Source organism: Stenotrophomonas sp. Marseille-Q5258, from assembly GCF_946900935.1.
Taxonomy (GTDB): domain Bacteria; phylum Pseudomonadota; class Gammaproteobacteria; order Xanthomonadales; family Xanthomonadaceae; genus Stenotrophomonas; species Stenotrophomonas nematodicola.
On sequence record NZ_CAMPPN010000018.1, the window covers coordinates 18,181 to 32,036 of the forward strand.

Here is a 13,856-nt window from a genome sequence, read left to right on the forward strand (position 1 = left end):
GTATCAGGCCCGGGCCGCTCAGTCCTCTGGGTCGTAACGGGTCGCCCGGCGGATGCTGTCGCCATCGAACCCACGGCGGGCAAGCAGATCGGCCGCCTTGCGCCGTTGTGGCAGCTCCTGCGGGCCGGCATCGCCGAACCGGCGCCGGACCAGATCGCGGGCGTTCTCGGTCCAATCGCCCTCGAAGGTCGCCAGCGCGGCCGCGACCTGCTCGCTGTCCAGCCCGTGGGTGCCCAGCTCCGCGCGGATATGCAGGGGGCCGTAGCCGGTACTGGCGCGGATGCGCACCAGGTTCTCGGCGAACCGGGTGTCGTCCTGCCAGCCGGCCTCGCTGAGCTTGTCCACGGCCGCTTCGGCCGCCTCGGTCTCGATGCCGCGGGCCTGCAGCTTGCGGGTCAACTCCTTGCGCGAGTGCTCACGGCGGACCAGCAGGCCCAGCGCTCGCTGGACCGGGGTCTGTTCGCGGACACGGCGCTTGCGGCCGGGTGCCGGGGCATCGGAATCGTGCATGACCACCTTCGATGAAATGCGCCGTCCCTGGCGCTCCCCCCGTCGGGGGAATACTGAAACCGCGGGACAGGGCAAGCGTCACTGACGGCGCCGCCCTGCCCCGCAGGAAACTCACTCGGCGTCGTCGCCGTCGTCGTCACCACCCTCGCGGACCGCTTCGGCCGGCTGGAACTTCTCGCGCAGCTCGGCTTCCAGGCGCTGGGCAACCTGCGGGTTGTCGCGCAGGTAACCACGGGCGTTGTCCTTGCCCTGACCGATGCGCTCTTCACCGTAGCTGTACCAGGCGCCGGCCTTCTCGACCAGCTTGGCTTCCACGCCCATGTCGATCAGTTCGCCCTCGCGGCTGATGCCCTCGCCATAGAGGATTTCGGTGATGACCTGCTTGAACGGCGGTGCCAGCTTGTTCTTGACGACCTTGATCTTGGTCTGGTTGCCGATGATCTCGTCGCCCTTCTTGATGGCGCCGATACGACGGATGTCCAGGCGCACCGAGGCGTAGAACTTCAGCGCGTTGCCGCCGGTCGTCACTTCCGGGCTCTGGCCCGGCATCATCACGCCGATTTTCATGCGCAGCTGGTTGATGAACACCACCAGGGTATTGGAGCGCTTGATGTTGCCGGTCAGCTTGCGCAGCGCCTGGCTCATCAGGCGGGCCTGCAGGCCCGGCAGCTGGTCGCCCATTTCGCCTTCGATTTCCGCCTTGGGGGTCAACGCGGCGACCGAATCGACCACCACGATGTCCACCGAACCGGAACGCACCAGCATGTCGGCGATTTCCAGTGCCTGCTCGCCGGTATCGGGCTGGGACAGCAGCAGATCATCGACGTTCACGCCCAGCTTGGCGGCGTAGATCGGGTCCAGCGCATGCTCGGCGTCGATGAAGGCGGCGGTACCGCCCTTCTTCTGGCACTCGGCGATCGCCTGCAGGGTCAGGGTGGTCTTGCCCGAGGATTCCGGACCGTAGATCTCCACGACACGCCCCTTGGGCAGGCCACCGATGCCGAGCGCGATGTCCAGCATCAGCGAACCGGTGGGGATGACCTCGACCGCTTCGATGACGCGGTCACCCATGCGCATGACCGAGCCCTTGCCGAACTGCTTCTCGATCTGGCTCAGGGCGGCGGTCAACGCACGCTTTTTGTTCTCGTCCATCGTATTGGTCCTTGCAGAGGTCATGTCGTTGGAGGTGCTTTCTTTGGGAGTCTTCTTGGCCACGGGGTCACTTTAAGGTTGGCGTATCGCACAGGCTGAGATTCTGCCCGGCGTTCGGAAAAAAATTATCGGACATCCGTACCAACCTCAGCGGAACCAGAGAATCGCCACAAAGACCGCGCGTGTTTCAACAGCATCAGGACCTAGCGGTTGGGCCGCAGCAGTCCGCAATAGAGGCCTTCGATGGCGAAGTCCTGGTCGGGCAACACCTCGATCGGCTTGTAGTCGGGGTTGCGAGGCAGGAGCCGGATGCGGTCCTTGCCCATCTTCAGCAGCTTGACCGTGATCTCGTCATCGATGCGGGCGACCACGATCTGCCCCGACCGGGCGTCACGGGTGCGATGCACGCCGATCAGGTCGCCATCGAAGATGCCCTCGTCGATCATCGAGTCGCCCTGCACCTTCAGCAGGTAATCCGGTGCAGGCGAGAAGAACACCCGGTCCAGCACCACGAAATCGTCCGAGCCGATGTCCGCCCCGATCGGCAGACCAGCGGCAACCCGGCCGAGGACCGGCAGGCGCAGCACATGGTCCGGGAGCGCGGCTGCGGCCAGCGAACCAGGCAGACCGTCCTGCAGCGGCGGCGCCTGCACCAGCCGGATGCCGCGCGCCTGGCCGGGGATGCGACGGATCGCCCCCGCCTGCTCCAGCGCCTCCAGGTGGTACTGCGCGGCGCGTACGCCCTTGAAGCCGAAGGCACGGGCGATTTCCGCCTGGGAGGGCGGTGCGCCATCGGTCTGGATACGCTCGGCGATCAACTGCAGGATCGCCTGCTGGGTGTCGGTCAGGTCCATGATTAGTAGTATTACTACTAAGGCCAGGGGTGCGCAAGTGCCTGCACAGACCGGGCGACCGGCAGCCGACCAACGGTCGGCGTTGCCTGCGGCACCGTCCGGTCCGGGGCGTCAGGGATTGCGCCCGGAGCGCCAGATCGAGAACAGGATCCACACGCCGCAGAAGCCGGCACCGACGAAGCCGGCCACACCCAGCGCCAGCAGCCAGCGGCTGGAGACCCCGCCCACGCTGTGCATCACGATCGAGGAGCCGATGATCAACGCCGCCGTCACGATACCCATCACCAGCCGGTTGGCGGCCCGGTTGACCTGGTCGCCAAACCCTTCCAGGGCACGGGTCTCGACCTTGACCTGGAGGCGCCCGTTGCGCGCCATCTGCAGCAGCCGGCGGACATCGCGCGGCAGGTCGCCCATCAGGTCCATCGCCCCGAGCAGGCTGCGCTTGCCACGCTTGAGCATCGCCGCCGGCGCATAGCGCTGCCACATCACCCGTTCCAGGTACGGGCGCGCGGCGGTCGCCATGTCGAACTGTGGATCGAGCTGGCGGCCCATGCCTTCCAGGGTCAGGAAGGTCTTGATCATCAGCGCGAGGTCGGCCGGCAGGGTCAGGGCGTACTGGCGCAGGAGCTGCGTCACATCGCCCAGCATCAGGCCCATGTGCAGGTCCTTCAGCGGCACGCCACGGTACTGGTCGACGAAGGTACTGATGTCCTGCTGCAGGCGGGCTTCGTCCACGTCCACGCCACCGGCCCAGTCCAGCAGCACGTCCATGACCGGCTCGGGCTCCTGGGTCACCAGCCCATGCAGCAGCTGCGCGACCTGGAAGCGACGCTGCTCGGACAATGCGCCGACCATACCGAAGTCGATGACCCCGATCCGGCCGTCACGCAGGTAGATGATGTTGCCGGGATGTGGATCGGCATGAAACGCGCCGTCCTGCAGCACCATTTTGAGGATGATCCCGGCGCCGGTGCGCGCCAGCTGCACCCGGTCCAGGCCGGCGGCATCGACGCCCGCCAGATCCCGCCCCGGGATGCCATCCACGAAGTCCTGGACGTTCAGGCTCTCGCAGGTCCACTGCCAGTGCACGGCCGGAATGAAGATGTCCTGCCGCCCGTGGAAATTGCGCGCGATGCGCTCGGCATTGCGGCATTCGGCGGCGAAATCCAGTTCGCGCCGCAACGAGGTCTGGAACTGCTGCACCACTTCCGAAGGGCGGTAGCGGCGCAGGTCCGGCAGCCGCGCTTCGACGATCTCCGCCAGACGCGCCAGCAGGCGCAGGTCGGCCTCGATCACCTCGCGGATACCGGGTCGACGGATCTTGAGCACCACGGCCGAGCCATCATGCAGGGTCGCGCGATGCGCCTGCGCCAGCGATGCGGCGGCCATCGGGGTTTCATCGAGCCAGGCAAACACCTCGCTGGCCGGGGCGCCCAGATCGCGTTCGAGCTGATCGCGCACCTGCGCATACGGCAGCGCCGGCACCGCGTTCTGCAGCTCGGAGAATTCGGCGATCCAGTCGGGCGGGAACAGGTCCACGCGGGTGGCCAGCACCTGGCCGAGTTTGACGAAGGTGGGGCCGAGGTCTTCCATCGCGCGGCGCACCCGCACCGGCGCGGTCATGCGCAGCATCTGCTGGGTGTCGTTCCAGTGCAGCAGGCGCCCGGCCCGTTCGAGGACGTCGGCCAGGCCGATCCGGCGTACCAGGTCGCCGAAGCCATAGCGGATCAGGACCGAGGCGATTTCCTGCAATCGCCCCAGGTCGCGCACGGTTCCCAGCGTTTCCCACATTGCGCTCACTCCTGTCGGCACACGCGCTCAGGATGTCACACCGGCGGGAAGATTCCCGTCAGCGCCTGGTGCACGGTCTGCCGCCGTATGGCTTCGCGGTCGCCGTCGAACTGGAAGAGCTGCGCGCGCGCATAGCCGCCACGCTGCTTCCAGCCGATCCAGACACTCCCCACCGGCTTGTCGGGGCTGCCGCCGCCGGGACCGGCGATACCGGTGACGGCCACCGCCATGCCCGCGCCGGAATTGACCAGCGCGCCAGAGACCATTTCCAGCACGGTTTCCCGGCTGACCGCGCCGAACTGCTCCAGTGTCTGCGCGCGCACGCCAAGCAGGCGCTGCTTGGCTTCGTAGCTGTAGACGACCATGCCGCAGTCGAAGAACGCCGACGAGCCGGCCACATCGGTCATGGCCTTGGCGATCCAGCCGCCACTGCAGCTTTCGGCGGTGACCAGCTGCAGCGCAGCCTGCTGCAGGCGCTGGCCGACGTCACGGGCGAGAACGCCCAGGTCGGCATCGGAGGGAACGGTCATGGGGGTCCAGGATCAACAGGGGCACAGCCCCCGTTTTAGCCGAAAACCGGCGTGCTGTCGTGCCATGACGGTGCGACGGTGTGTCGCGCCGTCACCATTCGGGCACCTTTTCCGGCAGCAGCGCGCGGATCGGCTCGCCCCCCTCGCCTGCGGCCAGTTTTTCGGCCTCGGCGATCGGAATCTCCACGCTGATCAGCCAGCCGTCCTCGTCGGCCTGCTCGCTGCGGACCACCTCCAGACGGTGCAGGCGCGACCGCAGGCGGCCGGCGCTGGGCGGCAGGCGCAGGTCGCCGGTCACATGCTGCAGGCCCAGGCGCTTGCCCAGCACCGACTGCAGCAGGTCCAGTCCCAGGCCGTCACGGGCCGAGATCCAGACACGTTCGCGGCGCGCCGTGTCGGGGATGCCGTCCTGTGCGTCGTGGCGCACCTCGCTGCCCTCGATGCGGTCGATCTTGTTGAACACCAGCAGCTGCGGCAATTCGCCCGCGCCCACCTCGTTGAGCACGTCGTCGACCTGGGCGATGCGTTCTTCGCGATGCGGATCGGCCGCGTCCACCACATGCAGCAGGAAGTCGGCCTCGCGCGCTTCACTCAGGGTCGCGCGGAACGCGGCCACCAGCTCGTGCGGCAGATCGCGCACAAAGCCCACGGTATCGGCCAGCACCACGTTGCCACCGGGGACCGCAATGCGGCGCACGGTCGGATCCAGGGTCGCGAACAGCTTGTCGGCGGCGTAGGCTTCAGCGCCGGTCAGCGCATTGAACAGCGTCGATTTGCCGGCATTGGTGTACCCCACCAGCGCCACACGCGGCAGTTCGCTGCGCACGCGGGCACGGCGCATCTGGGTGCGCTGCACTTCGACCTTCTCGAGCCGCTTCTGCAGCTGTTCGACCCGCTTCTGCAGCAGGCGGCGATCGGTTTCCAGCTGGGTTTCGCCCGGGCCGCGCAGGCCGATGGCACCACCACGCTGACGCTCCAGGTGGGTCCAGCCGCGCACCAGCCGCGTGGCCATGTGGCGCAGCTGCGCCAGCTCGACCTGCAGCTTGCCTTCGTGGCTGTGCGCACGCTGGGCGAAAATATCCAGGATCAACCCGGTGCGGTCGATCACGCGGCGCTCCAGGAACCGCTCCAGGTTGCGCTCCTGCGACGGCGACAGCGCATGGTTGACCAGCACCAGATCCGCCCCGGTGGCCTCGGCCGCCGCCTTGATCTCGTCCAGCTTGCCGGACCCGATCAGAATCGACGGGTTGGGGCGATCGATGCGCGCGGTCAGGGTCGCCGCGATGGTGGCCCCGGCCGAGCGGGCCAGATCGGTGAACTCTTCCAGCACGTCTTCTTCGAGCCGGCCGGCATGCGGCTGGATCAGGAGCGCGTGTTCGCCTCGCTTGGAACGATCAAACACGCAGTTCTCCCGTATTGCTCAACCTGTCACTCAACGTCTTCTTCACCTTGGGCGCCTTCGGCGCCACCTTCGTTGGACTGCACATAACCACCGCCCGGCCCGACCCGCACATTGCGCGCCGGCACCACGGTCGAAATGGCGTGCTTGTACACCATCTGGCTGACCGTATTGCGCAGCAGGACCACGAACTGGTCGAACGATTCAATCGTGCCCTGCAATTTGATGCCATTGACCAGATACACCGATACCGGCACGCGCTCCCGCCGAAGTGCATTCAGAAACGGATCCTGCAGCGATTGCCCCTTGGACATTGCACACTCCTGATTATTGTTTTTATGGTTGTCCAGCAGTTGACGCGGCCCCCGCCGCCCACTGGAATCCTTGATGGTACACGGGGTGGGCGCGTGAAGGCGTGGTGTCAGCGACCGACAAAGGTCGAAACCGCGTCCGCCAGAGAAGCACGGTCGATATGCGGGTCGAACCAGCGGGCATCAAGTTCGCCCCTCAGCCAGGTCAGCTGCCGTTTGGCCAACTGGCGGGTGGCGTAAATGCCCCGGTCGTGGAACTCGGCGGCGCTGCCCTGCCCGTCCAGGTACTCCCACGCCTGCCGATAGCCGACCGCACGGATCGCCGGCAGGTCCAGCGGCGTCGCCACCTGGGCCATCGCCGGCAGCGCGCGCAGGGCGCGCACTTCATCGAGAAAGCCGTGGGCGAGCATGGCGTCGAAGCGGGTCGCAATCCGCTGGTGCAGGACGCTGCGCTCGCGCGGCGCCAGCACCAGCTTCAACGCGCGTACCGGCAGGCGGTCCACGCCTGGCAGCTTCTGCCACTCGCTGATCGGGCGGCCGGTCAGGCGAAAGACTTCGAGCGCACGTTGGATGCGTTGTGGGTCGGTGGCATGAATGCGCGCAGCGGCGGCAGGATCGACCTCGCCCAGATGCGCGTGCATCGCCGCCCAGCCGTGCTCGGCCGCCTCGGCGGCGATGCCGGCGCGGACGGCCGGATCGGCCTGCGGCATCGGCGACAGGCCCTGCAGCAGGGCGCGGAAGTACAGCCCGGTACCGCCGGCAAGGATCGGCAGCTTGCCGCGCGCCACGATGTCGGCCACCGCCCGGCCGGCGTCGGCGGCGAACTCGGCCGCCGAGTACGTCTGCCACGGATCGCGCAGGTCCAGCAGATGATGCGGTGCCTGCGCCCGCTCGATGGCATCGGGTTTGGCCGAGCCGATGTCCAGACCCCGATAGACCAGCGCCGAATCGACGCTGACGATCTCACCGTCCAGCTGGCGGGCCAGCGCGATGGCGGTGGCCGTCTTGCCCGAGGCCGTCGGCCCCATCAGGGCGATCGCCAGGGGGCGGGTATCGGCGGCCATCAGTCCTCGTCCGGCCAGCGCGGCATCGCCGGCTTTGCCTCCAGGCGCACCGCCGGCACTGCGGCCACGGCCTCCCATACCTTGAGCGCATCGACGGTGGCGGCGACATCGTGGACGCGCAGCAGCATCGCGCCGCGCTGGGCCGCGATCAGGTGCGCGGCGACCGAACCGGCCACGCGCTCGCGCGGCGACTCGCGGCCGGTCAGTTCGCCGATGCTGCGCTTGCGCGACAGGCCGGCCAGCATCGGCACGCCCAGCTCCAGGAACCGCTCAGAGCGCGCCAGCAGCGTCATGTTGTGCTCGGTGGACTTGCCGAAGCCGAAGCCCAGGTCGATGACCAGGTGCTTCCTGGCGATGCCCGCCATCTCAGCGGCGAACAGGCGCTCGGCCAGGAAGCGGTGGACCTCGGCCACGACATCGTCGTAGTGCGGCGTGTCCTGCATGCTGCCCGGCTCACCCTGCATGTGCATCAGCACGACCGGCACGTCGAGGTCGGCGGCCGCCGCGAGCGCCCCTTCCTGGCGCAGTGCACGGATGTCATTGATCATGCCGGCGCCCGCCGCCACCGCCGCACGCATCACGTCTGGCTTGAAGGTGTCGATGCTGATGGGCACGGGGGTCTGGCGCGCCAGCGCCTCGATGACCGGCACCACCCGGCGCAGCTCCTCGTCCAGCGGCACCGGCGCACTGCCGGGCCGGGTCGATTCGCCGCCGATATCCAGCAGGTCCGCGCCCTCGGCCACCAGTTGCAGGCCATGCGCCACCGCAGCGTCCACCGTGTTGTGCGCGCCACCGTCGGAGAAGGAATCCGGGGTGACGTTGACGATGCCCATTACGCGCGGACGGTCCAGCCGCAGTACGCGGCCAGCGCAGTCCAGCTGGGGAGAAATATCGAACATGGGCCGTTCCACAAAGTACGCCAGCGGGTAGTTTACGCCGGCCCGCAGGGCCGGCTGCCGGGGTCAGCGCTGGCGGCGCCTGCGCTCCACGTACAGGGTCTTGGCGATGCTCAACAGCACGCCGACGGCGATGCCGATGCCGGCACCGAGCAGCAGGTTGTCGCGGGCCAGGCCGATGCCCACGCCCACGATCGTGGCGATCACCATTTCGGCGGTGTGCGAGATCGGCTGCGGCGGGGGGATGGACATGGCGACTCCGGGACGGAAGCGAAAACGGGTCGCCATTATGACCCGCGCCCGGGTCGGGCGACGGCCCTGCGCGGCTCTGTCGCAGCCTGTACGGAAACGACGAAGGCCGGGTTTCCCCGGCCTTCGTCGTTCAGGCATTGCCCGCTCAGTGCTGCTCGGCAGGACCGGCGATCGGCGGCAGCGGACGGGCGTCGCCGCCCTTGTCATTGTTGCTGCCACCGTCCTTGTTGGACTTGCCCCAACCGGCCGGCGGCGGCGGATCGCGGCCTTCCATGATCGCATCGATCTGCGGCGCGTCGATGGTCTCGTACTGCAGCAGCAACTGGGACATCGTGTGCAGCTTGTCGAGGTTGGCCGTCAGCAGCTCGGTGGTGCGGGCGTAGGCCTTGTCCAGAATGCTGCGCACGACTTCATCGATGCGGCGCGCGGTATCGTCGGACACGCTCTTGTGCTGGGTGACCGAACGGCCCAGGAACACCTCATCGTCCTCTTCGCCATAGGCGATCGGGCCGAGCTGCTCGGACAGGCCCCACTTGGTGACCATGTTGCGGGCCATTTTGGTGGCACGCTCGATGTCGTTGGATGCGCCGGTGGTGACCTTGTCGGCACCGAAGATCAGCTCTTCGGCAACGCGGCCGCCGTACAGCGAGCACAGCTGCGATTCGATCGCCACGCGGTTCATCGAGTACTTGTCGCCTTCCGGCAGGTACATGGTCACGCCCAGCGCTCGGCCGCGCGGAATGATCGTGACCTTGTAGACCGGATCATGCTCGGGCACCAGGCGGCCGACGATGGCATGGCCGGCTTCATGGTAGGCGGTCAGCGTCTTTTCTTCCTCGCTCATCGCCATCGAACGGCGCTCGGCGCCCATCAGGATCTTGTCGCGGGCACGGTCGAAGTGGTCCATGCGGACTTCCTTCTCGTTGCCGCGGGCGGCGAACAGCGCCGCCTCGTTGCAGAGGTTGGCCAGGTCCGCGCCAGAGAAGCCCGGCGTACCGCGCGCGATCACCATCGGCACGACGTCGTCGGCCAGCGGCAGCTTGCGCATATGCACCTTGAGGATCTGCTCGCGACCCTTGACGTCCGGCAGGCCCACCACCACCTGGCGGTCGAAGCGGCCCGGACGCAGCAGCGCCGGGTCCAGCACGTCGGGACGGTTGGTGGCGGCGATGACGATCACGCCCTCGCCTCCCTCGAAGCCGTCCATTTCGACCAGCAACTGGTTCAGGGTCTGCTCGCGCTCATCATGACCGCCGCCCAGGCCGGCGCCACGATGGCGGCCGACGGCGTCGATCTCGTCGATGAAGATGATGCACGGCGCATGCTTCTTGGCCTGCTCGAACATGTCGCGGACGCGGCTGGCGCCGACACCGACGAACATTTCCACGAAGTCCGAACCGGAGATCGAGAAGAACGGCACCTTGGCTTCGCCTGCGATGGCGCGCGCCAGCAGGGTCTTGCCGGTACCGGGCGGGCCCACCATCAACACGCCGCGCGGAATCTTGCCGCCCAGCTTGGTGAACTTGGTCGGATCACGCAGGAAGTCGACCAGCTCGCCGACTTCTTCCTTGGCCTCGTCGCAGCCGGCGACGTCGGCGAAGGTGACCTTGATCTGGTCTTCGCCCTGCAGTTTGGCGCGGGACTTGCCGAAGGACATCGCGCCCTTGGCACCACCGCCACCGCCCTGCATCTGGCGCATGATGAAGATCCAGAAGCCGATGATCAGGATCACCGGAAGGAAGTTCATCAGGATGGAGACGAACGAAATGCCGCTCGACGGCGCTTCCTGGGCAATTTCCACGCCCTTGCCGCGCAGCACATTGATCAGGTCGCGATCGTACGGCGCGCTGATGGTGGCCGACTGGCCACCGCGGGTGGTGTAGGAGATCTCGGTGGTCGCGCCACGGGCGTCGCCGCCCAGCGTGACCTTCTGGACGTTGCCGCTGTCCACCTGGTCGAGGAACTGCGAGTAGGTCGTGCCCTGTGCGCCAGCGCCGCTGCTCTTAGGCGAGAAGCTCTGGAAAACCACCATCAGCACGACGGCGACGACCACCCATAGCAGGAGGTTCTTGGTCAAGTCGTTCATCCTCATTGGCTCCGGTGTTCCTTTAATTCCTGACGCGGTTCGTATGGTTGAGCTTACTTGATCTGGGCGCGTTTTCCCTGGCCCAGGGCGTAAACCTCGGGCGAGCGCTTTCGGGACGCTTCAGGCTTGCGGATCACCACTCTGTCGTAACGCCGGCGCATCTCACGCACGTAGTCGTCAAAGCCCACGCCCTGGAACAGCTTGATCAGGAACGCGCCACCCGGCTTGAGGTGCTGGTCGGCGAAATCCATCGCCAACTCCGCCAGGTGCATCATCCGCGGTTGGTCGACCGCGTCCATGCCACTTTTATTGGGGGCCATATCCGAGAGCACAAGGTCTACCGGCTGATCCCCCAGCATGGCTTCGAACTGCGATAGGACGGCCTGCTCCCTGAAGTCGCCGTGAAGGAACTCCACGCCGGCCAGCGGCGGCATCTCCAGGATGTCCAGGGCCAGGACCCGGCCGGTGTCGCCGATCTGGCGCCGGATCTGCTGCGACCAGCCGCCCGGGGCCGCGCCCAGGTCGACCACGACCATGTGCGGCTTCAGCAGCCGGTCACGCTCGAGCAGCTCCTCCAGTTTGTAGGCCGCACGCGAGCGCATGCCCTCGGCCTGGGCCTTCTTCACGAAGGGGTCGGAGAAGTGCTCTTTCAACCAGCGTTGACTGCTTTTGCTGCGCGTTGCCATTGGATGCGGGCCGGATGGGGTGGTCATGATACCCTGATCGCCCCAGTTAACCGCTTGTTTCCTGAATGTCCATCACCCTGACCTCGTCCCAGACCCGCTTCCTCCGCGGCCACGCCCATGATCTGAAAGCCCTGCTGCAGATCGGCGGCAAGGGGGTCACGCCGGCCTTCCTGGCCGAACTGGACGAAGTCCTGGAACGCCACGAACTGGTCAAAGTCAAAGTGTCCGCCGAGGACCGCGAGGCCCGTGACGCCATGATTGCCGAGCTGGCCGCGGCCTCCGGCAGTGCCCTGGTGCAGCGCATCGGCCACGTGGCCGTGCTGTACCGCCCGAGCAAGGAACAGCGTCAGATCGTCCTGCCGCGCGGCTGATTCCGGAAGACCCCATGCAGCTGAGCCACGAAATCCCCGACTACGCCTACGCCCTGCGTGCCGCCGACGGCCGTACGGCGAAAGTGAACGAGCGGACGCTGGCCTCCAGTTTCATCCTGGCGCCGGACACGCTGATCGAGGCGTGGCCGGTGGCCACCATCGCCGAACTGACCCCCGACCACCTGCAGCCGGTGCTGGCGTTGAATCCTGCGCTGGTGGTGCTGGGCACCGGGGACACGCAGGTGTTCCCGCCAGCAGCGGTGATGGCGGCCTGCCTGACCCGCGGTATCGGCCTGGAAGTGATGAACAACCCGGCTGCCGCGCGCACTTTCAACATCCTCGCCAGCGAGGGTCGGAAGGTGGCGGCCGCATTCATCCTGACCGGCTGAACCTGCTGGAATCCGTTCAGGAAAGGCCGCCGCCAGGCGGCCTTTTTTGTTGGCGAGGATGCGGACGGCCTCGTTGGCCGTTGTCGATCATTGCCGCGCTGCGCGCGGCCAGCCGACCATCGGTCGGCGCTACCGGGGGTTGCCGCGCTCGGCGCGGCGGTTACTTCGGCGGCAGGTACAGCAGCGGGTCGACCGGCTTGCCGTTGTAACGGATCTCAAAGTGCAGCATGTCGCGCGGGGCACCCGTGCGGCCCATCTCGGCAATCTGCTCCCCTGCCTTGACGCTCTGGCCTTCGTTGACGAGGCGCTTGCGGTTGTGACCATAGGCCGACAGCCACTGGTCGCTGTGCTTGATGATGATCAGCTCACCGAAGCCGACCAGGCCGGCGCCGGAGTACACCACCACGCCGCCGGCGGTTGCGCGCACGGGCTGGCCGCTGCTGCCGGCGATGTCAACGCCCTGCTTGGTCGCCTCGCCGGCGACGAACTTGCCGACGATCGCGCCATCGGCCGGCCAGCGCCAGCTGATGTTGCTCCTGATCGCCGTGGTCGGCGCCGGCGCGGGGGCCGGCGTCGGGGCGGTGCCCGGGCGCGGCGCCGTCACGACGGTGGTCGGTGCACGGCTGCCGCTGCCACCGGGGTACAGCCGGAGCGTCTGCCCAGGGTAGATCGTGTACGGCTCGGACAGCCCGTTCCACGCCGCCAGGTCACGCGGGGTGATGTTGTGGATGCGGGCCAGCGCGTACAGCGTGTCGCCCCGGCGGATCACTGCCGTCTGTCCCGGCTTGGCCACCGATCTCTGCGGCGTGGGATGTGCGGTGGTGCCGCCGCTGCCCGAGGGGCGCACCACGGTGGCGGTGCCACAGGCGCTCAACGCGGACACCACCAGCAGCAGCGCGCCGGCGCGCGCTCCCTTGCTCATACGATCAACACTCATGCGAACTTCGACCTCCATACAAGCCAGGCAACCAAGCCCACCACCAGCACGGTCGCGACCCAGCCCAGCGGTTCGATCCAACGCCGCAGCGCGGCTTCCGCGCGCGGACCGCCGATGCGGATGACAGCCGCCAGGACATACACCCGCTTGCCCCGCCCGATCAGCATGCTCAGGAAGTACTGCGGCAACGGCACGCCGACAATACCCGAAGCCCACGTGAAGACCTTCATCGGAATCGGCATGAACCCGCCGAGCACCAGGAAGGTGAACACCGCCCACGGCGATTCGGCCATCTTGGCCTGCACCACCGCGATGCCGCCTTCGATGCTCGACAGCATGCCCAACGCGGCGAACACCGGCTTGAGCGCCTCGAACGCGTAATGCCCGAGCGCGTAACCCACCAGCGCACCGGCCATCGAGCCAGCCAGGCTGAGCGTGGCGAACCACCAGCCACGTTTGGGCTGGGCCACGCACATCGGCGCAAGCATCACCTCGGGCATCACCGGGAAGATGATCGCCTCGATGAAGCTCAGTACCGTGAGATACGTGGGTGCACGCTCATGCGCCGCCCACTTCATCGCCCGCTCGTACAGCGGGCCAAAGATCTTCATGACGCAACGCTCCTTGG

The 13,856-nt window shown here is 67.3% G+C and carries 16 protein-coding genes; 2 read left to right on the forward strand and 14 right to left on the reverse strand.

Annotated features, from left to right (window positions below):
• Positions 1–18: 18 nt before the first annotated feature.
• The 12 genes from recX to rlmE all read right to left on the reverse strand — a co-directional run bounded on the left by recX (position 19) and on the right by rlmE (position 11,531).
• A complete protein-coding gene (recX, locus tag OC534_RS13220; RefSeq protein ID WP_136006396.1) occupies positions 19–510 on the reverse strand; it encodes a recombination regulator RecX in 492 nt (163 codons plus the stop codon).
• Positions 511–621: 111 nt separating this feature from the next.
• Complete coding sequence (gene recA / locus OC534_RS13225) at positions 622–1,662, reverse strand: recombinase RecA (RefSeq protein ID WP_026071041.1); 1,041 nt, start codon at positions 1,660–1,662, stop codon at positions 622–624.
• A 203-nt stretch (positions 1,663–1,865) separates the two neighbouring features.
• The gene (gene lexA, locus OC534_RS13230) at positions 1,866–2,516 is read right to left on the reverse strand and encodes a transcriptional repressor LexA (RefSeq protein WP_017357642.1); all 651 of its coding nucleotides are present in this window, start codon (positions 2,514–2,516) and stop codon (positions 1,866–1,868) included.
• Positions 2,517–2,627: 111 nt separating this feature from the next.
• Entirely contained in the window at positions 2,628–4,307 is a 1,680-nt protein-coding gene (gene ubiB, locus OC534_RS13235; RefSeq protein ID WP_017357643.1) for a 2-polyprenylphenol 6-hydroxylase, read from the reverse strand.
• A 35-nt stretch (positions 4,308–4,342) separates the two neighbouring features.
• Positions 4,343–4,837 (reverse strand): CinA family protein, encoded by a 495-nt coding sequence (locus OC534_RS13240; protein ID WP_017357644.1) that lies wholly within the window; start codon positions 4,835–4,837, stop codon positions 4,343–4,345.
• Positions 4,838–4,928: 91 nt separating this feature from the next.
• Positions 4,929–6,239 carry a ribosome rescue GTPase HflX gene (gene hflX / locus OC534_RS13245; protein ID WP_262071957.1) on the reverse strand — a complete coding sequence of 437 codons (1,311 nt, stop codon included), beginning with the start codon at positions 6,237–6,239 and terminating at the stop codon, positions 4,929–4,931.
• Positions 6,240–6,265: 26 nt separating this feature from the next.
• Entirely contained in the window at positions 6,266–6,550 is a 285-nt protein-coding gene (gene hfq, locus OC534_RS13250) for an RNA chaperone Hfq (RefSeq protein ID WP_017357646.1), read from the reverse strand.
• Positions 6,551–6,657: 107 nt separating this feature from the next.
• Positions 6,658–7,611: a tRNA (adenosine(37)-N6)-dimethylallyltransferase MiaA gene (miaA, locus tag OC534_RS13255; RefSeq protein WP_262071958.1), complete on the reverse strand. Its 954-nt coding sequence runs from the start codon at positions 7,609–7,611 to the stop codon at positions 6,658–6,660.
• A complete protein-coding gene (gene folP / locus OC534_RS13260; protein WP_262071959.1) occupies positions 7,611–8,510 on the reverse strand; it encodes a dihydropteroate synthase in 900 nt (299 codons plus the stop codon). The genes miaA and folP overlap by 1 nt, the downstream gene beginning before the upstream one ends.
• Positions 8,511–8,573: 63 nt before the next feature.
• Positions 8,574–8,759 (reverse strand): hypothetical protein, encoded by a 186-nt coding sequence (locus OC534_RS13265; protein WP_017357610.1) that lies wholly within the window; start codon positions 8,757–8,759, stop codon positions 8,574–8,576.
• Positions 8,760–8,904: 145 nt separating this feature from the next.
• Positions 8,905–10,845 (reverse strand): ATP-dependent zinc metalloprotease FtsH, encoded by a 1,941-nt coding sequence (ftsH, locus tag OC534_RS13270; protein WP_017357611.1) that lies wholly within the window; start codon positions 10,843–10,845, stop codon positions 8,905–8,907.
• A 53-nt stretch (positions 10,846–10,898) separates the two neighbouring features.
• Positions 10,899–11,531, reverse strand: coding sequence for a 23S rRNA (uridine(2552)-2'-O)-methyltransferase RlmE (rlmE, locus tag OC534_RS13275; protein ID WP_017357612.1), 633 nt, complete (start codon positions 11,529–11,531; stop codon positions 10,899–10,901).
• 65 nt (positions 11,532–11,596) lie between these two features.
• On the opposite strand from rlmE, the gene yhbY reads away from it, so the two are divergent.
• Together yhbY and OC534_RS13285 are read left to right on the forward strand one after the other, a co-directional pair.
• Positions 11,597–11,902 (forward strand): ribosome assembly RNA-binding protein YhbY, encoded by a 306-nt coding sequence (yhbY, locus tag OC534_RS13280; RefSeq protein WP_017357613.1) that lies wholly within the window; start codon positions 11,597–11,599, stop codon positions 11,900–11,902.
• Between the two features lie 14 nt (positions 11,903–11,916).
• Positions 11,917–12,291 carry an Mth938-like domain-containing protein gene (locus OC534_RS13285; RefSeq protein ID WP_017357614.1) on the forward strand — a complete coding sequence of 125 codons (375 nt, stop codon included), beginning with the start codon at positions 11,917–11,919 and terminating at the stop codon, positions 12,289–12,291.
• A 160-nt stretch (positions 12,292–12,451) separates the two neighbouring features.
• Here OC534_RS13285 and OC534_RS13290 read toward each other — a convergent pair whose 3' ends face one another.
• Complete coding sequence (locus OC534_RS13290) at positions 12,452–13,228, reverse strand: peptidoglycan DD-metalloendopeptidase family protein (RefSeq protein WP_136006380.1); 777 nt, start codon at positions 13,226–13,228, stop codon at positions 12,452–12,454.
• Entirely contained in the window at positions 13,225–13,839 is a 615-nt protein-coding gene (locus OC534_RS13295) for a DedA family protein (protein WP_136006378.1), read from the reverse strand. Before OC534_RS13295 ends, OC534_RS13290 begins: the two co-directional genes overlap by 4 nt.
• Positions 13,840–13,856 lie beyond the last annotated feature (17 nt).

What these genes read in the sequence shown, in the direction of transcription:
- ubiB (WP_017357643.1), bottom strand. Translation starts at nt 4,307, where the DNA reads ATGTGGGAAACGCTGGGAACCGTGCGCGACCTGGGGCGATTGCAGGAA.
- OC534_RS13265 (WP_017357610.1), bottom strand. Translation starts at nt 8,759, where the DNA reads ATGTCCATCCCCCCGCCGCAGCCGATCTCGCACACCGCCGAAATGGTG.
- rlmE (WP_017357612.1), bottom strand. Translation starts at nt 11,531, where the DNA reads ATGGCAACGCGCAGCAAAAGCAGTCAACGCTGGTTGAAAGAGCACTTC.
- OC534_RS13295 (WP_136006378.1), bottom strand. Translation starts at nt 13,839, where the DNA reads ATGAAGATCTTTGGCCCGCTGTACGAGCGGGCGATGAAGTGGGCGGCG.
- ftsH (WP_017357611.1), bottom strand. Translation starts at nt 10,845, where the DNA reads ATGAACGACTTGACCAAGAACCTCCTGCTATGGGTGGTCGTCGCCGTC.
- hfq (WP_017357646.1), bottom strand. Translation starts at nt 6,550, where the DNA reads ATGTCCAAGGGGCAATCGCTGCAGGATCCGTTTCTGAATGCACTTCGG.
- lexA (WP_017357642.1), bottom strand. Translation starts at nt 2,516, where the DNA reads ATGGACCTGACCGACACCCAGCAGGCGATCCTGCAGTTGATCGCCGAG.
- miaA (WP_262071958.1), bottom strand. Translation starts at nt 7,611, where the DNA reads ATGGCCGCCGATACCCGCCCCCTGGCGATCGCCCTGATGGGGCCGACG.
- OC534_RS13240 (WP_017357644.1), bottom strand. Translation starts at nt 4,837, where the DNA reads ATGACCGTTCCCTCCGATGCCGACCTGGGCGTTCTCGCCCGTGACGTC.
- folP (WP_262071959.1), bottom strand. Translation starts at nt 8,510, where the DNA reads ATGTTCGATATTTCTCCCCAGCTGGACTGCGCTGGCCGCGTACTGCGG.
- recA (WP_026071041.1), bottom strand. Translation starts at nt 1,662, where the DNA reads ATGGACGAGAACAAAAAGCGTGCGTTGACCGCCGCCCTGAGCCAGATC.
- recX (WP_136006396.1), bottom strand. Translation starts at nt 510, where the DNA reads ATGCACGATTCCGATGCCCCGGCACCCGGCCGCAAGCGCCGTGTCCGC.
- OC534_RS13290 (WP_136006380.1), bottom strand. Translation starts at nt 13,228, where the DNA reads ATGAGTGTTGATCGTATGAGCAAGGGAGCGCGCGCCGGCGCGCTGCTG.
- OC534_RS13285 (WP_017357614.1), top strand. Translation starts at nt 11,917, where the DNA reads ATGCAGCTGAGCCACGAAATCCCCGACTACGCCTACGCCCTGCGTGCC.
- yhbY (WP_017357613.1), top strand. Translation starts at nt 11,597, where the DNA reads ATGTCCATCACCCTGACCTCGTCCCAGACCCGCTTCCTCCGCGGCCAC.